General features: G+C 63.2%; 18 protein-coding genes and 1 pseudogene. 9 read left to right on the forward strand and 10 right to left on the reverse strand.

What is annotated here, in order from left to right:
* Positions 1–518: 518 nt before the first annotated feature.
* Positions 519–730: pseudogene (locus tag QH270_RS34645) on the forward strand (IS5/IS1182 family transposase); the annotation flags it as partial.
* Between the two features lie 378 nt (positions 731–1,108).
* Here QH270_RS34645 and QH270_RS09080 read toward each other — a convergent pair.
* The 3 genes from QH270_RS09080 to QH270_RS09090 form a co-directional block, all read right to left on the reverse strand.
* Entirely contained in the window at positions 1,109–1,309 is a 201-nt protein-coding gene (locus QH270_RS09080; protein WP_280340120.1) for a hypothetical protein, read from the reverse strand.
* 491 nt (positions 1,310–1,800) lie between these two features.
* Positions 1,801–3,435, reverse strand: a complete 1,635-nt coding sequence (locus tag QH270_RS09085) for an MFS transporter (RefSeq protein WP_243750074.1) — start codon at positions 3,433–3,435, stop codon at positions 1,801–1,803.
* A 61-nt stretch (positions 3,436–3,496) separates the two neighbouring features.
* Positions 3,497–3,832, reverse strand: a complete 336-nt coding sequence (locus QH270_RS09090) for a DUF4873 domain-containing protein (protein ID WP_074965659.1) — start codon at positions 3,830–3,832, stop codon at positions 3,497–3,499.
* 267 nt (positions 3,833–4,099) lie between these two features.
* Here QH270_RS09090 and QH270_RS09095 point away from each other — a divergent pair, with 267 nt between their 5' ends.
* The 5 genes from QH270_RS09095 (at position 4,100) to QH270_RS09115 (ending at position 9,603) form a co-directional block, all read left to right on the forward strand.
* The gene (locus QH270_RS09095) at positions 4,100–5,086 is read left to right on the forward strand and encodes an AurF N-oxygenase family protein (RefSeq protein ID WP_051719633.1); all 987 of its coding nucleotides are present in this window, start codon (positions 4,100–4,102) and stop codon (positions 5,084–5,086) included.
* 108 nt (positions 5,087–5,194) lie between these two features.
* The gene (locus QH270_RS09100; RefSeq protein WP_084476126.1) at positions 5,195–6,793 is read left to right on the forward strand and encodes a flavin-containing monooxygenase; all 1,599 of its coding nucleotides are present in this window, start codon (positions 5,195–5,197) and stop codon (positions 6,791–6,793) included.
* Positions 6,790–7,647 carry an SDR family NAD(P)-dependent oxidoreductase gene (locus QH270_RS09105; protein WP_280340124.1) on the forward strand — a complete coding sequence of 286 codons (858 nt, stop codon included), beginning with the start codon at positions 6,790–6,792 and terminating at the stop codon, positions 7,645–7,647. Before QH270_RS09100 ends, QH270_RS09105 begins: the two co-directional genes overlap by 4 nt.
* A 61-nt stretch (positions 7,648–7,708) precedes the next feature.
* Positions 7,709–8,752 carry a ferredoxin--NADP reductase gene (locus QH270_RS09110; protein WP_022565917.1) on the forward strand — a complete coding sequence of 348 codons (1,044 nt, stop codon included), beginning with the start codon at positions 7,709–7,711 and terminating at the stop codon, positions 8,750–8,752.
* A gap of 116 nt (positions 8,753–8,868) precedes the next feature.
* Positions 8,869–9,603 (forward strand): TetR/AcrR family transcriptional regulator, encoded by a 735-nt coding sequence (locus QH270_RS09115; protein ID WP_280340126.1) that lies wholly within the window; start codon positions 8,869–8,871, stop codon positions 9,601–9,603.
* 630 nt (positions 9,604–10,233) lie between these two features.
* Here the strand turns inward: QH270_RS09115 and QH270_RS09120 are convergent.
* The 4 genes from QH270_RS09120 to QH270_RS09135 form a co-directional block, all read right to left on the reverse strand.
* Positions 10,234–10,647 carry a DUF302 domain-containing protein gene (locus QH270_RS09120; RefSeq protein ID WP_280340127.1) on the reverse strand — a complete coding sequence of 138 codons (414 nt, stop codon included), beginning with the start codon at positions 10,645–10,647 and terminating at the stop codon, positions 10,234–10,236.
* 27 nt (positions 10,648–10,674) lie between these two features.
* Positions 10,675–10,914 carry a YgaP family membrane protein gene (locus tag QH270_RS09125; RefSeq protein ID WP_067645198.1) on the reverse strand — a complete coding sequence of 80 codons (240 nt, stop codon included), beginning with the start codon at positions 10,912–10,914 and terminating at the stop codon, positions 10,675–10,677.
* Positions 10,915–10,962: 48 nt separating this feature from the next.
* The gene (locus QH270_RS09130; protein WP_019050215.1) at positions 10,963–11,232 is read right to left on the reverse strand and encodes a metal-sensitive transcriptional regulator; all 270 of its coding nucleotides are present in this window, start codon (positions 11,230–11,232) and stop codon (positions 10,963–10,965) included.
* An 84-nt stretch (positions 11,233–11,316) separates the two neighbouring features.
* Entirely contained in the window at positions 11,317–13,476 is a 2,160-nt protein-coding gene (locus tag QH270_RS09135; RefSeq protein ID WP_280340129.1) for an MMPL family transporter, read from the reverse strand.
* A gap of 109 nt (positions 13,477–13,585) precedes the next feature.
* Here QH270_RS09135 and QH270_RS09140 point away from each other — a divergent pair, with 109 nt between their 5' ends.
* Entirely contained in the window at positions 13,586–13,813 is a 228-nt protein-coding gene (locus QH270_RS09140; protein WP_280340131.1) for a YgaP family membrane protein, read from the forward strand.
* A 94-nt stretch (positions 13,814–13,907) separates the two neighbouring features.
* On the forward strand, positions 13,908–14,528 hold the full coding sequence (locus QH270_RS09145) for a disulfide bond formation protein DsbA (protein ID WP_280340133.1): 621 nt from the start codon (positions 13,908–13,910) through the stop codon (positions 14,526–14,528).
* A 286-nt stretch (positions 14,529–14,814) separates the two neighbouring features.
* On the opposite strand, the gene QH270_RS09150 is transcribed toward QH270_RS09145, so the two are convergent.
* Together QH270_RS09150 and QH270_RS09155 are read right to left on the reverse strand one after the other, a co-directional pair.
* Positions 14,815–15,687 carry a cytochrome c oxidase assembly protein gene (locus tag QH270_RS09150; protein WP_280340135.1) on the reverse strand — a complete coding sequence of 291 codons (873 nt, stop codon included), beginning with the start codon at positions 15,685–15,687 and terminating at the stop codon, positions 14,815–14,817.
* A 9-nt stretch (positions 15,688–15,696) separates the two neighbouring features.
* A complete protein-coding gene (locus tag QH270_RS09155) occupies positions 15,697–16,170 on the reverse strand; it encodes a DUF2243 domain-containing protein (protein ID WP_280340137.1) in 474 nt (157 codons plus the stop codon).
* 366 nt (positions 16,171–16,536) lie between these two features.
* Between QH270_RS09155 and ctaD the strand changes: the two genes are divergently transcribed.
* Positions 16,537–18,288 (forward strand): aa3-type cytochrome oxidase subunit I, encoded by a 1,752-nt coding sequence (ctaD, locus tag QH270_RS09160; RefSeq protein ID WP_280340138.1) that lies wholly within the window; start codon positions 16,537–16,539, stop codon positions 18,286–18,288.
* Positions 18,289–18,520: 232 nt separating this feature from the next.
* Here the strand turns inward: ctaD and QH270_RS09165 are convergent, their stop codons facing one another.
* Positions 18,521–18,772, reverse strand: a complete 252-nt coding sequence (locus QH270_RS09165; RefSeq protein WP_067645215.1) for a hypothetical protein — start codon at positions 18,770–18,772, stop codon at positions 18,521–18,523.
* Positions 18,773–19,222: the final 450 nt, after the last annotated feature.

The following is a 19,222-nucleotide window of genomic DNA, read 5'->3' on the forward strand; positions in this document are numbered from 1 at the left end:
GTCCCGGCGGGCTTTACCGGTAGTAGCGGTTCGATAACCGCCCACAACTCATCGTCCACGATCCACGGTGCTGCCACGGCGAAACATCCTGCACGACAGTAAGTCTCACCGCTACCTGACCGAACCCGTTAGGAGGTCTAACGGCTGTCCATAATTCGTTCGACTAGCAGTGAGTATTGTTCTGGGGGTAGCCACTCGGCGGCCTATTCGATGATGGAGTTGATCTCCGGGCTGTGGCCACGCATGTTCGCTCGCCCGACCACACGGCTTCCGCACGAGGGCACCGACCGGTCGTTGCGGGGCCGACATCGGGAGTTGTGTTTCGAGGGCCGGGTGTTGCTGGTGGCCAGGTACTGCGGACGCATCTGACGATGCGTCAACCCGCGGCGGTATTCGGAATGGAAGCCGGCCAAAGCCCGGTGATCGACGACCTGGTACTACGTTGGCGCTGCGACCCCGGTCCGATCCCGCATGGTGTGGCGCTTACGGTGGTCAGCATCTGGTCCGACCTGCGACCGCACATTGCCGCACCGAGTAGGAACCACTGGTACTCGACCCACCATCTGGTCGCCATCGACGCCCGATAACGAAGTCGTCGTCGTGATCGGACGTCCGTTGCACCGCAGGCCTGGACGGAATCCGGCGCCGACGCCTGCCGCACCGCTATGGTCATCGCCGACGGCGGCTACCAGGGAACGGCCTCTTCATCCCGCACCGCCAGGCGCCCGGTGTCGGACTGCCGAAATGGAACAGGCCCACAACAAGTTCCACCGCAAGGTTTACGAGAAATCCCTGAGTAAACCACTCTTTGCCACGTACCGCAAACTGGCGATCGCGTGGGCAGTCGCGGACTACTTCCGCGGGCCGCTCACTTCCATCGGTGCCAGGTTCAATTCCGGCCGAATCAGGGATCTGGCACTATTTCGTAATTCGACTGTGTGAATTGCTCAGCCGCTCAGAAGGATTCGCCGAAGGTGGCGTCGCCTCTCACACAGCTCCTTGATGATCGCGGCAAACGAACGTGACCAGCGGGTGCGTCGAATCCGGGCTGGCGGTAGAGTCATGTCGAAGCGCCACTGGCCATTTGGGTCTATGCGAGCAGGTTCGGTCATAATTGGGGCCCGATGATGTGAGCGGCATCGAGGAAGGCCTGATAGGCGCGGACGAGGTTCGGCTGACTTCGATAGCCGCAGGCGGTGATCGCGTCAAACAGCAGGGCGGCGTCGGGTGCATCCCTTATTCCACCGCTGAGGAGATAGGGCTTGAACTCGTAGATGATTCCTGGACCTCGGCGAAACGCTGCTGGCATCGGATCGCGACCCTGTCTTGGCGCAGACCTGGCTCGACCGGACCACGATGCAAGCCTGCGGAGACCTCGGCGATATCGGGTAGTTGCGGGGGCGTCATCGAGGCAGCCCGCCGCGGCGGTCAGGCAGTGTCGGCGCGGTGCGATAGCGTGTTCGAGGGCGTCACCGAGGTTCTCCCAGATGTGCCACCGATCAGCGACCTGGAATCCTACTGGCTCCCCGCTGGCCACACCTCCGGAGTAGGGCTGTCACCCAATCCTGCAGAAGCCCCGAACGGCTCAGGCTCCGACCGGCTAGACCAGGAACGGGGCCCACTCTCGGGCCGGACACCACGACAACCGGGCAGTCACTCAGATCGGGCATGTGCCATTAGCCGACCACCCGAGCACGTCGGCGACGAGAGTTCATCACCAAAGTTCGCTCCCGACTGGCTGTTCTGCTGACGCCCTGAAGCGGTCCGCAAGTGTGAACGGATCCGGAAAGTGCGTTCGGCTTACCGTTGCGCCGGTTCAATGGTAGGCATTGACTCCAACCGCTTCCTCCGCGCACCACGCGTAAGCCGGAGGCGTCGCAGACGATTTCGACGGCCCCGGCGAACGCAACTGACTTTGTGGCCTTCGTCGACTGTGCGTCCAGGAGAGAGCGGGATGAGTATCAGCGCGCCTGCGAGGCTGATCACGGCCAGCGCGAACGCGGAGTGTTCCACTCCATCCCAGAAGGCGGCTTTCGCATACTCGGCGAGGGGCTCTCCCGCAGCCCCCGCGCGCTCAGCGACTTCGAGTGCACCAGCCAGCGAACTCCGCACCGGGTCGCGAGCAGGCTCAGGAAGGCGGGGTAACACCTCCGCGATCTTCGACGTGTAGTTCGCCGACAGGATGCTGCCGGCGACGGCGACACCGACTGCGGCGCCGATCTCTCGAGTTGCGTCGTTGACCGCAGCTGATACCCCGTGTTTCTCCAAGGGCGTGTCGAGCATGATCGCGTTGGTGGCGGGAGCGGCCGACATGCCCAGGCCAGCGCTCATGATCAGCAGCGGCCAGAGCACATCGAGGTAAGACGAACCGGTGTCGAGGCGCTGGAGGGCCAACAAGCCGACTGCGATGGTAAGTAGCCCGGTCGTGGTCGTCACCCGGAGCCCCAGCCACGCGGCGATCATCGGTGAGACGAGAGACATCACGATGAGGGGAGCAACCATCGGGGCAAGCGCCAAGGCCGAGTGCAGGGGCGTGAACCCCAAGATGAGCTGGAAATGCTGCACCAGCAGGAACATCACACCGAAAGTCACGAGGAATTGAATGGTTATCGACAACGCACCGCTCGAGAAACCTCGGCGGCGGAACAGCCGTACATCAAGCAAGGGGTGCTCGACACGGAGTTCAGTGACGATGAAGGCCACGACACTCATTGCGCCGGTCGCTCCCATGGCGAAGACCCAGCCATCGGTCCAACCACGCGTCGGAGCCTCCATGACCGCGAATACCGTCGTCCCGATCGCCAGTACCACCAAGAACATGCCGCGAACCTCCAGCCGCGGGCATTCGGTGTCTTGTGAATCAGGGACGGTGAGACCAAGCACCAACAGCAGCAGTGCGACGACGGTCAGGCCGACGAAAATCGAGTGCCATGACCAACGTGTGAGGAGCAGACCGGATCCGACCATACCGATTACTCCGCCGGAACCGGCGACACCTGCCCACACCCCGACCGCGTACTCCCGTTTGTCCACCGGTAAGTTTGCGGTCAGCAGCGAGAGAGTCGCAGGCATGACAAAGGCGGCTCCGGCTCCCGCCACAGCCCTGGAGAGCATGAGCCATATCGGGGCGTCGACCAGCACGGGCACCAGAGAAGCGACCGCGAATACGGCCAAGCCTGCCGTCAGAACACGTCGACGGCCATATCTGTCGCCGATCGCTCCCCCTGGCAACACGAGGCAAGCAAGCACCAGCGTATAGCCGTCGACTATCCAGGTAAGCGCGTTTTGATCCGCGCCCGTGTCCAAGGCTATAGCGGGGAGCGCGGTATAGAGCGCTGCCATAGCCGCGACAACGAGAGCCACTGCGCCGCAGGTGACAATCATGGTCCAGGCTGCGGATCTTCGGGCGTCGAGCAGGTGTCCAAAGCGGATCATGTCGGTTCCGGTTCCATTCGCAAGCGGCTGGTTGTCGCCGTCCGTCTTCGCGGTCTGTAGTTCAACTCGGCGTCGCCTCGACTTCGTCTAGTGATGACGGCGTGGGGTATGGCGGGCGACCGCGGCCTTGAATCCGATAGCGACCCCAGAAGTCTCGATCACCGATGGTTCCGGCAGCTTCGCCGGCAGAAGTCCGGACCACTACCGAACGTCGACGACCCTGCAGAAACTCGTCGAGAATGTCACTCTGTCCAACCCGCCCGTACCAGCAGAAGCGGCCATCGATGGGTTGGAAGAAGCCGCGCAGCTCGACCTGTACCTCGACTTCCGTGCTTGCCATGATCACTGTCGCGGACCCGATGTAGTCGGAGTCATCGTGCGGACTATGAGAATTCACTGTGGCTTCCTTCGCGTGATCGCCAGCCGACGCCTGCAACGGGATCCACCACACCCAGCACTGCCGGTGTGGTGGGCCGACGTCGGAATCCGAGGGCGTTGACCGCTTGACAATCCGGTCTGCCGCAGTCAAAGTTACCTCATACCCCGAGTATCCGCTACCCATCGTTCGGGTAACTTTGGGCGGGAGTCCAAGCATTCCGACGGGGTGGCACACCGTGCCAGATACGCCGATGCCGTGCCATCGGCCGAGTCGAGAGATGGACAAATGACATCAAGCGAAGTACGAAGCCACAGCGCCGGGCCGATAGCCGTTACCACTGATGGCATGGCCCGCGTGAGCGGACGCCGACGCACCGATCTTCAACGATCGGCCGGGCGACTGCTCAAGACCTCTGCCGAGAAGTCCTATGACGCCGAGGTTGACATCGACTGGGATAGTCCATGGTGGCCGGATAAGGCATGGCTGCCCGAACACCGGGTGTCGCTCTTCGGCACCGAGATCTGGGACCGGCTCTCGGACGCACAGAAAGTTGAGCTGGGCAAGCATGAACTCGTGAGCATTCTCAGCTTCGGAATCTACGCTGAGAATCTGCTGAGCATGGCGTTGCTACGGCAGAACACCACAGGGGACCTCGTCGACAACAAGTCGCTGTACGCACTCGCCGAAGTTGGCGACGAGAGCCGCCACTCCATGATGTTCGCGCGCTTGATTGCCAAAACGGGCATCCCGCCCTACAAGCTCCCGCGCGGGTTCCTTTCGATGGCGAAGATCCTGCACTTCATCCCGCTGGGGCCGTCCATTCAGGGTGCGACGCTGTTGATCGAGGAGATCCTCGATAGGGCCCAGCGCGAGGCGATGAATGACGAGCGTCTACAGCCACAGGTCCGGCAGTTGATGAAGATCCATGTACTCGAGGAGGCACGCCACATCACGTTCGCGCGAACCGAACTTGTCGATGGCATGCGCGTACGGGGGCGAGTCTCGAGAGCATGGCATCGCGGCGTGCTCGCGGTCGTCGCAAACTTGGCTTATCCGATCTTGATTAACCCGAAGCTGTACCGTGTCGTCGGCGTGCATCCACTACGTGGGTTCTTGGCGTGCCAGTCCGGTCCACACTACCGGGAGAATTTGCAGTTCATGTCCGAGCCGATGATCCGGTTCTTTGACGAGGCCGGCATGATCGAAGGGCGCATCACAATGTTCCTGTGGCGTCTGTCCAGGAGCCTCCCCGAGGATATCGCCCAGCGGTGAGCAGCCCAGTCCGGCGAAAACACAAGCGCACGGACGTGGCCAGGAATTTCGCACGACACATGAATTTGCGGCTAGCACTGGGCGAGCCGCACCGGCCAGAGGAAACCGATGAGCAAAAGTCGATCTGCCAAGTATGCACAAAAGTCCAATGGCTCGGGAGGTGACGGAGCGCGAATCACAGTCCACCGGGCGCAAGTCCTCATCGTCGGAAGCGGATTTTCGGGAATGGGGATGGCAATACAGTTGCTGAGAGCGGGAATAGATGATTTCCTAATTATCGAGAAAGAGACCGAGATCGGCGGAACATGGCGCGACAACACGTATCCGGGCTGCGCATGTGACGTTCCTTCGCATATGTACTCGTACTCCTTCGAACCCAAACCGGACTGGAGTCGGCTCTGGGCAGGGCAGGACGAGATCCAGAACTATCTCACCGGGCTAGCACGCAAGTACGATCTGTATCGGTACACTCATTTTGGTCGGACACTGCAATCCGGACATTGGGATCCCGATGATTCCGCCTGGCATCTGGTCACATCCGACGGCCACGAGTACATCGCCCAGTTCCTAGTCTCAGGAGTCGGAGCGCTACACATACCGAGCATCCCTACAATTGACGGGCAGAAGAACTTCAACGGCACTGTCTTTCATTCGGCGCAGTGGGATCATGATTGCTCATTGGCGGGCAAGAAGGTCGCCGTGATCGGCACCGGAGCCAGTGCGATTCAGTTCATTCCCGAGATTGCCAAGGAAGCCGCTGAACTGCACGTATACCAGCGGACGCCAGCATGGGTACTACCAAGGAAGAATGTCAAGATTCCGGAATCTATCCGGGCGGCATTCACCAGGATGCCGATTCTTGCGAAGGCAGTGCGGGCGGCTATCTACTGGTCAGCAGAATCGTTGTCAATGGGCCTCAATGGCCACCTCAACCTCATGCGCCCACTTGAGAGCATTGCCAAGTGGAACATCGCACAGGGAATCGATGATCCCGTGTTGCGCGGTAAACTCACGCCTAGCTATCGCATCGGATGTAAGCGGATTCTCGGCTCGAGTGACTACTATCCAGCACTGAATCGACCAACCACAACCGTCATCACCGAAGGTATCTCTGAGATAACCGAGGACGCGATCGTGTCACGGAACGGCGAGAAGCGTCCAGCGGATGTGATCATCTACGCGACCGGATTCCATGTGACCGACGGGTTTGAAAGCCTTCGCCTCAAGGGCTCGTCCGGCAGGGAACTCGCAACGGTTTGGTCGGACGAAGGGATCCAGACGCACCTCGGCATCACCACCGCCGGATTCCCCAATCTCTTCTTCCTACTCGGCCCCAACACGGGGCTGGGCCATAACTCCGTAGTCTTTATGATTGAATGCCAGATCAGATACATTATCTCGGCGATCGATCTTGTCAACAAACGTGGCGCAGCTGCGCTAGAAGTACGCGAGCCGGTCCAGCGGAAATTCAACTCCGAAATTCAGGCCAAGCTGGTCAAGGGAGTCTGGAGTAGCGGCGGGTGTACAAGTTGGTACCTCGACGCACAGGGCGTCAACCGAACTGTTTGGCCGGGCTTCACATGGCAATACTGGCGGCGCACTCGCAAACTGGCGCCGGCGGATTTCGGATTTGTCGGCGAGTTGGCCGGTACACAATACACCGCCGACCTCTCGAAGGCGCTCGAGAAGGGGAACCTTCCGAAATGAAAGACTTCAGAGACCGGGTGGTCTCGGTAACGGGGGGCGGTTCGGGCATCGGCCGCGCCGTCGCAATTCGGCTCGCTGGCGACGGCGCCCGGCTCGCGATCGCTGATATCGACGCGGAACGCGCACAGGAGACCGCCGCTGTTTGCAGTTCGCTTGGTGCAGAATGCCGACCCTATGAGCTCGATGTAGCCAATCGTCACGCATTCCAGGATTACCGGAACCGCGTCCTGGCGGAATTCGGATCGATCAGCATGGTCGTCAATAACGCGGGCGTTGCGCTAGGCGCCGATGTAGTGGACATGGAATGGATCGACTTCGAATGGTTGATGGGCATCAATTTCTGGGGTGTGGTTAACGGAACAAAACTATTTCTTCCGGATCTGATTGATTCAGGTGACGGCCACGTTGTCAATGTTTCGAGCGTTTTCGGGCTGATGGCCATACCCAGCCAGAGCGCGTACAACGCGTCCAAATTCGCTGTCCGAGGTTTCACCGAAGCGCTGCGTCAAGAGATGCGAATTAACCGCTTGCCCGTAGGTGTAACCTGCGTTCATCCCGGTGGCGTCCGGACCAATATCGTGCGGGATGCTCGGGGCGTCGGCACAATGGGCGATCAAAAGAAGATTGTTGCCGGATTCGATCGGATTGCTCTCACGACACCCGAAGGCGCTGCGGATTCAATCATCAAGGGCGTGCGTCGCAATAAGCCGCGCGTTCTCATCGGGCCTGACGCCCTCGGCTTCGATTTTATTACGCGGGCGGTAGGGCCACGGTACCAGGACCTCAACGCGCCTCTGGCCCGCCTCGGATTCGCGATAGGTCGCCGATACGGTCTGGTGAATTACAACATTTGATGCCGGACCGCCGGGCCATACGGACGTCCTAGAGTGACTGTCCAGCATCGAGGGAGATGGAATGTTCTCGAAGAAAAATATGCCATGTGAGCTCACTGTGTCCCGCGTGGTGCAGGAGACGCAGGATGCCGTCTCGATATGGTTTGACGTCCCGGAGCATCAATGGGCAACATTCTCGTACACTCCGGGACAGTTCCTGACGTTGCGCATTCCTGGGAGTGGCGAGAGGGAACCTGCAGCCCGTTGCTACTCGCTGTCGAGTTCTCCGCACACCGAGGACGAGCTGGCCGTAACAGTAAAACGCACAGCGGGTGGGTATGGATCCAACTGGCTGTGCGACAATATCACCACTGGCACTATCGTGTCCGTGCTACCGCCTAGCGGACACTTCACGCCGCAGGATCTGAATTCGGATATGGTACTGCTAGCAGCTGGCAGCGGCATCACGCCAATCATCTCAATTATCAAGTCAGCTCTGCTCGAGGGTGATGGCCATCTTGTGCTTTTCTATGCGAACCAGGACGCAGAGAGCGTAATTTTTGGCGAAGACCTTCGCTATATGGCGAAACAGTTTCCGGAACGGCTCATTCTCATAGAGTGGCTGGAGAGCGAGCGAGGACTCCCGGACCGAGAAACTCTCTCAGAACTCTGCAGCGCATATAAGAATCGAATGTACTTCGTGTGCGGTCCAGCGGCTTTCATGGACCTAGTGGGCGACGTAGCGCATCATGTCGGCATCCCGCATGGCAATCTCCATCGAGAAATTTTCCAATCTCTTCGTTCCGATCCGTTCGACACCGAAATTGGCGTCAAGCAGTCGATGACCACGGAGCAGGCACGTCTCGTGGTCTACCTGGATGGTGACCGTGCCGAGCTTCAATGGCCCAAGGATCTTACGCTCGTCGAAGTCCTGCTGAACGAGGGCTTTTCGCCGCCGTACTCGTGCCGCGAAGGCGGATGCGGCGCGTGCGTATGCAAGGTCATAGATGGTGACATACAGATGAGAGTGAACGACGTACTCGACGAGGACGACATCGAGGAGGGCGACCGCCTGGCTTGCCAGTCTCTACCGATCACCGATACTGTCATTGTGACATTCGGCTAACCGTCCACAACCGGCAGTGACCGTCCGGCGGTGACATCGCCAGAATCCAGGCGTTAACGGGCTGCCGACCTCGTGTACTTGTCCATCCGTGTAGCCCGTAGCGTAGGATCGGCATCGTGGCAGGCGCGCGACGGAAAATGTTGGAGGTCGGTAGCTCGGTGGTTCGGCGAGTTGACGCACGATCAAGCCGTTGGGAAGAGCATCGGGCCGTAGTGCGCGCGGAGCTGGTCGATGCCGCGTACCAAGCCTTCGCTAAATATGGCCCCGAGGCCAGCATGGATGATATCGCCCGGGAAGCAGGCGCAACAAAACCTAAGCTGTATCGCCACTTCAACGACAAACAGGGCCTCCGTGCCGCTGTGGTGGAGCGGGCGAAGGACCTCATGTGGACCAACATTCTCGATGCGGTCGACTTCGGATCCGAGCCGATCGGTAAAGTGATGAATCAGCTCGTCGAGCAATATACGCAATTGGTCGACGAGCACCGCAACGTTTTCAAATATCTCGTGCGGAGTCATTTTAGCGAGAGCTCATCAGGATCCGACCAGGCCCTGGAGGATGCACGCGAGCTCGCCGGTTTCATTGCTGGCCATTTCGCCGCCGTGTTGGAGAACGTTGGCGCGGACAGCACCGGCATAGATTTGGTCGTGCAGTCAATCATAGGGGCCAGCCTCTCCGCAACCGATTGGTGGATTGACTCGCAAGCCGACCCATCCGCGATGTCCCGCTCGGCCTTCCGGGATCATCTCAGCGCTATCATTTGGGGAATTATCGATGCGTCGTCACGAGCCCGGGGAATCCGAATCGATCCGACTGCGACGCTGCACACCGAGAATATTGGACTGCTCTAGGCGGATTTCGCATGACAACGAAGTCTGATCAAAGGCCTACATTCCAGGCGTACCATCTCGGTCGCTTTGCTGTGGCTTGCCAGGCCCAGCATGGCCGACGAGCAGGTTCAGGACCGCGCTGGGGTGCGGGGTCTGCTGCAGATTAGAAAGGATTTCGGGCTATAGCTACTGTAATTGCTGATGAGGGTTCTGGAAGGAAGCTGCGCTGCAATGTATCCAGCCCCATTGCTCACGTCATACCACCTCGCGTTGGCAATCATTCTATCATTTCCTTGATATTCAATTGCTTCAGTGCCAGTGGCTGATGCACCGGTGCTACATGTGAGTGCGATACGCATCCCCCCGGCCGGGCACCGGCAAGGACGCCATCGGTCCCGCTCTGCAACCAGTCACCACCGATGCACTCGGAGTCCGAGGTCTCGAACCGGCGCGCTTGCTCGGCGGGTCGGTCGGAAATCCTAGGCTTGGCGAAGGCCGGAGTGAGATGTGGTGGGTGGTCTCACCGAGCGGCGTGCCAAGGTTATTCGGGTCGTCGATAATCGGCTCAGGGCCGTAGGGACGATCGGCTCGTTGGGAAGGCGCGGCAGTCTGGCGCAATGACCGGGATAGACCGGGACGGTGGGCGTCATGTCAAATCCCCGTGGCCCCCAGCGCAGCTAGGGCTGCGCGCAGGCGGGTGGTGGCATCCTCGGCGACCGGATCGAGTGCGGGCTGACCGGTGACTGCGACCATGAGCTGAGGGTTCATCGCTTCGACGATGATGGTGTCGGTGTCGGTGTCGGTCCGGTCGCGACGGACCACGACATTGCAGGGCAGCAGCAGCCCGATCTGGCGGTTGATCTCGACCGCTCGGTGGGCCAGGGGTGGGTTGCAGGCGCCGAGGATGCGGTAGTCCTCCATGTCGTGGCCGAGTTTGGCTTTGAGGGTGGCTTGCATGTCGATCTCGGTGAGGATGCCGAATCCTTGCTCGGCCAACGCGTCTCGGGTGCGTTCGAGCGCGTCGTCGAAGGTGGTGTGCAGCGTGGTCGACAGGGCCAGGTCCATTCGTGTGCTCCGATCCGAGGAGAGTGGTCAGGCGGTGGGGGTTGGGCAGGTCGTGTCGGTCAGACCGAGTCGGCGCATCACCAGGGTGGCCGGGCACCAGCCCGCCGCGCTGTAGAGCAGCAGGTTCGCCCCGACCAGGGCGGCCAGGATCAGCCACCACGGGGACAGGGTCACACTCAGCAATACGCTGAGCAGGACCATTGTCCCGGCCAGGGCCGGGACGAGGCGGGTGATGGTCCATTCGTGCGGTCGCGGTGGCAATGCCATCGGCGGGAGTCCTTCCAGTGTGCGTACCTGACCCCGCGCTGTGCGGGGTCAGGCCAGGGCGAGAAAGAGTTTTTCCAGTTCGTCGATGCTCATGGGCGCGGCCTCACCGTCGGGGGTTTCGGTGAGGCATTCGCGCAGGCCGGTGGCGACGATCTTGAATCCGGCGCGGTCGAGCGCTTTGGAGACCGCGGCGAGTTGGGTGACCACGTCCTTGCAGTCGCGCCCGTCCTCGATCATGGCGATCACCCCGGTGAGTTGGCCCTGGGCGCGGCGCAGTCTGTTGAGGACTTGCGTCATCGCCTCGTCGTTGGCGTTCATCGATGTTTCCCTTCTCGGATCCTCCCCCCAATATACCCCGTGGGGTATAGAAGGGGGTTCCGAGGAAGTGGGTTGGCCGGTGGGTCAGTGGTGAGCGAAGCTGATGGTGGGCAGCACCCGGGTCAGCCACGCCGGGCTCCACCAGGCAGCATGCCCGGTCAGACGCAGAATCACCGGCAACAGCACCAACCGCACCAGGATCGCGTCGAGCAACACCGCGACTCCGAGGATGATGCCCATCTCCTTCGGGGGCAGTGGGTCGGCCAGGGCGAAGGTGAAGAACACCGCCACCATGACCGCCGCGGCGGCGAAGATGACCCGCCCCGAATGCGCGAGCCCGTCGACGTGCGCGGCGTGGGGGTCGCCGGTGCGTTCGTAGTGTTCTTTGGCGGTGGCCAGCAAGAACACCGTGTAGTCCATGGCGATGGCGAAGATCATCGCGAAGAAGAACACCGGCCCCCATCCGTCGAGGAACCCCTGTGGAGTGAAGCCGAGCAGTTCGGCGCCGTGCCCGTCCTGGAAGATCAGCTTGGCCACCCCGAACGCGGCCGCGGTCGAGAGCAGGCTGACCAGGGTGCCCAAGGCCGCGATGAGCGGGGCCTGCAACGCGATCAGCAACAACACGAACCCGAGCACCAAGATGATGGCCACCACGATCGGCAGGTAGTCGTCGAGGGCTTGTTGCAGGTCGAGGTTTTCCGCCGCCGCGCCACCGACCACCGCGTCGGCGGGCAGGTCGGCACGCAACCGGTCCAGGATTTCGGCCATCCGCGGCGCGGAGGGATCGACTGCGGGCATGGCCTGCATCATCACCAGATCGGCGCCGTCGGCGGCGGGCTGGGGCGGGGTGAGCATGACGATGCCGTCGCTGGCGCGCGCGATGGTCGCGGTGGCCGCCGCGTCGGCGGTCGGGGTGATGATCGAGAGCATGCCCGGGGCGCCGGGGCCCATCTGCTCGGCGATCAGTTCATAGCCCTGGCGCACCGGCGCGTCGGTGGGCACGACCGCGATCGAGGGCATCGCGGTCTTGAGCCCGAACACCGGCGCGGCCAGCCCGATCAGGATGGCCAGTGCCAACACGGCGAACGGCCACGGATGCTTGTGCAGGATCTGGCCCCAGCGCGCGAACACCGGCGAGCGGTGCTGCTGGCGGCGCGCGTAGGGCAGCGCGGCGGCGTTGACCTTGGTGCCGAGCGCGCCGAGGACGGCGGGCAGCAGGGTCAGGGTCGCGGCGAGGACGAACACCACCGCGAGCATGATCCCGACCGCCATGGTCCGCACGGCGGGAGCGGGCACGATCAGCACCGCCGACAAGCTCACCAGCACCGTCAGCCCTGAGAGCAGGACGGCTTTGCCTGCGGTGTCCATGGTTTCGGCGACCGCGGCGCGGGGATCGCCGGTGCGGGCCAGCGCGTCGCGGAAGCGCGCGACCAGGAACAGCGCGTAGTCGATGCCCAGGGCCAGGGCGAACATCATGGCGAAGTTCATCGCCCACACCGAGATCGGGGTGATCTGATTCAGCAGCACCAACCCACCCGCGGAGGCCACCAAGCCCGCGAGGGTCAGCAGCAGCGGCAGCCCGGCCGCGACCAGCGATCCGAACGCCAGCACCATGATCGCCAGGGTGACCGGCCACGACAACATCTCGGCCTGGATCATCGCGTCGTGGTTGGCGACATTGAAATCGCTCCACAACGCCGACGCCCCGGTCGGATACACCTCGATCCCGTCTTTCGACAGCGCGGTCAACGCGGCTTTGTGCTCGTCGACAGCTTTGACCATGTCATCAGTGGAGGCATTGGCGCCCGCGATCACGATGCCGGTGTGTCCGTCAGGGCTGATCGTGAACCCCGGCTGCGGGGCGATCACCTGCCCGATCCGCTCGTCCCCGGCGAAGACCGCCGTGGCCTGCTCGACCACCCGTACCATCGCCGGGTCACCGATCGTGGCGGTGTCGGAATGGATCACCACCTGCACCGCGGCCGAGGAGTTACCACCGAAGTGCTGCTGAGCCAGTTCACGGGCACGGACCGATTCCGAGCCGTTGGCTTGCCACCCGGCCCCGGCCAGGGAGGTGAACACACTCGGCGCGGCGGCGCCCAGTGCGATCAGCACCAGCAGCCATATCCCGATCACTGCCCGGGTGCGCCCGGCCATGAACGCGCCCCACCGGCCCAGCAGTCCTGGCCCGGAGGTCGTGCCGGGTGGTTTCGCCGAGGCGGTATCGAGCTTCGTTTCGGTCATCCGACCCTCCTTTGATACCCCCTGGGGTATGTTGATGTCGAGTCCGACCATACCCCAGGGGGTATAGTTGAGCGCAACCCCTGTCCCTGTGTCGAAGGAGTGCAGCGTTATGGGCATCGTCGAATTCATGCGAAGTACCGCCGGGCGCCTGGCCCGTATCGCCGCCGGAATCGCGGTGATCGTGATCGGCTTGGCCGTGATCGGCGGGACCGCAGGAGTCATCGTGGCCGTGATCGGCCTGGTCCCGATCGCGGCGGGAGTCTTCCATTTCTGCCTGCTGGGCCCGCTGTTCGGGGTCGAACTGCAGGGGCGGCCACGCGCGTCCAGCAGTCACTGACGCCACCCCCTGACCGCATCCACCCACCGGCGCGCCGGTCCCTATGGGTCCTGTCCCGAACCGGCGCGCCACCACTTCCCTAGGAGGGCCCTCGATGGCCGACATCGACCTGTATCTCGATCCCGTGTGCCCGTTCGCGTGGGTGAGTTCGCGGTGGCTGCTCGCCGCCGCTCAGGCCGGCCCGCACACCGTGCGGCTGCGGCAGATGAGCCTGGCCGTACTCAACGAGGGCCACGACGTCGACGCCGATCACCGACCGATGATCGAGCGCTCACGCCGCCTCGGGAGGGTCTTCGCCGCGGCCACCGCAACCGGCGGGCCCGAGGCGTTCGCGCGCCTCTACGACACCGCCGGGAACCGGCTGCACGTGCACGAGCACGAGCTCGGGCCCGCCGCACTCGCGGAATCACTGTCCGCCGCCGGTCTGGACCCGGCACTGGCCCGGTACGCCGACGACACCGGTCTCGACAGCGCCGTCACCCGCTCACATCAGGCCAGCCAGGACGTCCTGGGTGGCAATGGCGGCAGCCCGATCATCGTGATCGACGGCGACGGTTTCCAGGGCCCGGTCCTGACCGAAGCCCCTGCCGCCGAACATGGTCCGGTCCTGCTCGAGGCGCTGGTCACCGCCGCGACCACCCCGGGATTCGCCGCCCTGCACCGCCCCTACCAAGGACCCCCGAAAATCGATACCACCCCCGAGGGGGCCCGCTGATGTGCTCACCGGTGCGATGCCGCACCTGCGGTAAAACCACCTGGTCCGGCTGCGGTGCCCACATCGAGGCCGTCCGCGCCGGTGTCGCCCCCGAACACTGGTGCCCCGGACACCCCACCCAGGACACGACCCGACCCTGGTGGGCACTACGCAGGAAATGACCGCCCTCCCCCTGGGCCGGACCGGGTGACCGCTCACGCACCGGCATGAGCATCGACGCCGGGCCGCGGTCGCCCAATAGCTGCTTCGATCGGGCTCGGTGACGCGACTCCGCAGGAAACCGCCGTCAGCGCATCCCCGGCAGAGGGACAGCAGTAGCCTGCACGGACCTGCGGGGTTCGGCGGCCGCCGCTGTGGTGCGGGGGTGTCGGTACCACCACATGAACAAGGCGATGACCAGCACGAGTTCGGCGATTTCGCCGCCGTAGTACATCCATTGCGCTGCTTGTTCCATCTGCGCGGGCGGGTAGTGCGTGCCCGGGGGGAGCCGACCGGCCTCGGCGTAGAGGAGTTTGCCCAGGAACGCGTGGGCGGTGATGGCCGCCAGCACGGTCACCACGCGCAGTGTCAGCCCCGGCCGATGCGGTGCGGGGTCCGGCCCGGCGATCGACCAGGTGAACAGATACCCGGCCGCGAGCATGTGCACCGCGATCAGCACGTGCAGCCAGCCCCGCTGCATGCTCGCCGCGTCCAACGGGGTCAGATACAGCACATACAGGCCACCGACGTTGAGGATCGCGGCAGTGATCGGGTGGCCCAGCAACCGCAGCGCCCGGGTGTGCAGCACCGCGCCCACGCGCTGCCCCGCCCGTGGGGTGAGCGCGCCCAGCAACAACGTCACCGGCGCCGACATCACCAACGCCAGGGGCGCGTACATGCCGATGAGCAGGTGCTGCAGCATGTGCCCGCGCGCGTCGGCGTGCGCGAACGCGCTCACCGGCCCCGACAGCGCCACGATCACCAACACCAGCCCGGACACGAACCCGGCGAGCCGCCACCGGCTCCACCCGCGGTCGAAACGCCGGGAATACCGCCCCATCCCCACCAGATACAACCCCAGCAGCACCACCGGCACCACCCATCCCAGCCATCCCGCACCGGCGTGGGTGGTGGTGTGCTCGAGGTGGTCGGTGTGGTGGGGGTGCTGTGTCAGCAGCATCGTCGCGCCCTATCGCGTGCTGTCGGGGACATCGAGGCCTTTCGAGCCCCCGAGATCGAGGCGGATCCCGCCATCGGGGCTGCGCAGGCTCCGGCGTAGCAGCACGCCTCCGACCAGCAGGCTGGCCACGATGCACACCCCGGCGCCGGCATCGTATTTCCACACCTCGTCGCCGTAGTGGATCTGATGCCAGTTCAGCAGTTTGTGAATGACGACCTCGTCGACCAGCCCGATCACCCCCAGCGCCAGAAAGAATCCGGTGGCCTGCCACAACGGGCGCCATACTCCGCGACGGCGCAGATCGGCGTACAGGTAGCCCGAGGCGACCAAGGCCACCACGCCCACGGCCTGGAACAACCCGTCACTGAGCATGGCCACCCCGGGAGTGGAGCGGTCGTAGAAATGATGCCAGTGCAGCAGCAAATGCAGAAAGGTCTCATCGACGATCGTGAATACCGCTGTCGCCAACAAGATTCCGGCCACCAGCGAGGTCCGGGCCCCGGCACCGACCACCCGCTAGGGCGGTTCTCCGCTGCGGATTTTCGGTCCGGCACCGTGTTCTCCGACGAACTCATTAACGCGCCCCTTTCCGTCTTGCCGTGCACGGACCCGAACCTGCCTCGTCTACCCGGCTTACCCGGCGAGCTGCCGGTCAATCACCGCGCGGCTCCCGCGACGACGACAGCGCACGGCTACCCACCGCGCAACCACCGGTCGAGGTCCTACTCGGAAACACCGGCGGCGCCGAGCCTGCCCCAGATTTCCGGTAAAGGAGTGCGCCATCGTTTGATCGCTCATCGAGCGGGTATCGCGGTTGGGGTTCGGTTCGGTCACGGGTGAGGAGTGCAGATGGTGCAGGTCCCAGCTCAACAGGCTCCGCCTGTCGAAGCCTCTCGCCCGTTCCCAGCCCGAGGCGGACCCAAAGGTTCAGCGGTGTGGAAAATCGTCACCACCACCGACCCCAAGCTGCTGGGGATCATGTACCTGGTCACCACCACAGCGTTCTTCCTCATCGGCGGGCTGATGGCGCTGCTGATGCGCGGCGAACTCGCCCGCCCGGGCATGCAGTTCCTGTCTCCCGAGCAGTACAACCAGCTGTTCACCATGCACGGCACGATCATGCTGCTGTTCTATGCGACCCCGACGGTGTTCGGGTTCGCCAACGCGATCCTGCCCTTGCAGATCGGCGCCCCCGACGTGGCCTTCCCTCGACTGAACGCCTTGAGCTACTGGCTGTTCCTGTTCGGCGCGACGATGGCGGTCTCGGGATTCCTCACCCCCGGCGGGGCCGCCGATTTCGGATGGACCGCCTACCAGCCCCTGTCCGATATCGTGCATTCCCCGGGCGTGGGCGCGGACCTGTGGGTAATGGGTCTGGTGGTCTCGGGATTGGGCACTATCCTCGGCGCGGTCAACATGGTTACCACCGTGGTATGCCTGCGCTGCCCGGGCATGACCATGTTCCGGATGCCGATCTTCACCTGGAACATCCTGGTCACCAGTGTGCTGGTACTCCTGGCGTTTCCCGTGCTCACCGCCGGGTTGCTCGGCATCGCCTTCGACCGCCACCTCGGCGGCCACATCTTCGACCCCGCCACCGGCGGGGCGATTCTGTGGCAGCACCTGTTCTGGTTCTTCGGACACCCCGAGGTCTACATCGTCGCGCTGCCGTTCTTCGGCGTCATCAGCGAGATCCTGCCCGTGTTCAGCCGCAAACCCATCTTCGGCTACACCACCCTGATCTACGCCACCCTCGGCATCGCCGGGCTGTCGATGGCGGTATGGGCCCACCACATGTACGCCACCGGCGCGGTCCTGCTGCCCTACTTCTCACTGATGTCGTTTCTGATCGCGGTCCCGACCGGGGTCAAGTTCTTCAACTGGATCGGCACCATGTGGAAAGGCCAGCTCACCTTCGAAACCCCGATGGTGTGGGCGCTGGGTTTCATCGTCACGTTCCTGTTCGGTGGCCTGTCCGGAGTGATCCTGGCCAGCCCACCGCTGGACTTCCACGTCCACGACAGCTACTTCGTCGTCGCACACTTCCACTACGTGCTCTTCGGCACCATCGTGTTCGCCACCTTCGCCGGGATCTACTTCTGGTTCCCCAAGATGACCGGCCGATTCCTCGACGAACGCCTCGGCAAACTCCACTTCTGGACCACCTTCATCGGCTTCCACGCCACCTTTCTGGTCCAGCACTGGCTCGGCAGCGAAGGCATGCCCCGCCGCTACGCCGACTACCTGCCCACCGACGGATTCACCACCCTCAACACCATCTCCACCATCGGATCGTTCCTGCTCGGTGCGTCGATGACGACATTCGTGTGGAACGTGTTCAAAAGCTACCGATACGGCGAGGTCGTGGCAGTCGACGACCCGTGGGGCCACGGCAACTCCCTGGAATGGGCTACTACCTGTCCACCACCACGACACAACTTCTACGACATACCCCGCATCCGATCCGAACGACCCGCGTTCGAGCTGCACTACCCCCACATGATCGACCGCATGCGCAGCGAAGCCCACGTCGGCCGGGGCACCAAAACCGTCCACGCCGACACCGACCACACCACCAAATCAGTCGACGCTGCACCCTGAAACCACTCCCGACGCCACCCAGCTCGTACGTCGATCTGCTACGGAAAGCCCGCTATCACGGGCCGGGCCTCCGCATTCGGCCCAGAAGGCCAGCCATAGTGGTTCTATCGGTGATCTCTGACGTCACCGATAGGTAGATCCTGACGTCGCCCCAGATCCGAAGATGTTTGTATCGGCGAATACTGACGTCGCGATCTTGGTTGCGAGTGATCAGTCCGCATTGCCTGGGTTCTCAGCACGTCGACCTTGCAGCCTGGCGAGGCCGGATCGAAACCGTGCTCAACCACCCAGCGGGCCCCAGGAGGCTACGCAACGACCACCAGGCGCGGATCACCTCGAGGTCGATGTCGGCACCGTAACCGGCGACGACGTCACTGAGGTGTTCCGGGTGTTCGAGCGTCAGGATGGCGAGGTCATACAGGGGATCGCCCTGGGCCGCCTCGGACCGGTTAACGCCAGTGACCTCATCGCCTTCGACGAACACGTGGGAGATCTGGAGGTCGCCGTGGGTGAATGCCGGCGTTCACGGCCGAAGCGCGATCTCGGCTATCCGGCGGTTGTGTGCGACTACGTTGGTGGGGCCACCCCGCTCCTGGTAAGCGCTGCACATTTGCGGTTGAGCTCCGATGCGTGCGCGTCGAGGCTGCGGCCGGGCCATGGCGGTAGCGGCGCGTCGTGCAGCTTCCGTATGGTGGCGCCCGCTGCGGCCCACGCCGCTGGCGATGCGGTCGACGGCTCACCGAGGCGCCGAGTGCCAATCCTCGGCAGAGCGGCGAGCGCGAGCACTGGTGGCTTAGACCTCCTAACGGGTTCGGTCAGGTAGCGGTGAGACTTACTGTCGTGCAGGATGTTTCGCCGTGGCAGCACCGTGGATCGTGGACGATGAGTTGTGGGCGGTTATCGAACCGCTACTACCGGTAAAGCCCGCCGGGAC

It is taken from the genome of Nocardia neocaledoniensis (assembly GCF_029868625.1).
GTDB classification, from domain to species: Bacteria; Actinomycetota; Actinomycetes; order Mycobacteriales; family Mycobacteriaceae; genus Nocardia; species Nocardia neocaledoniensis_A.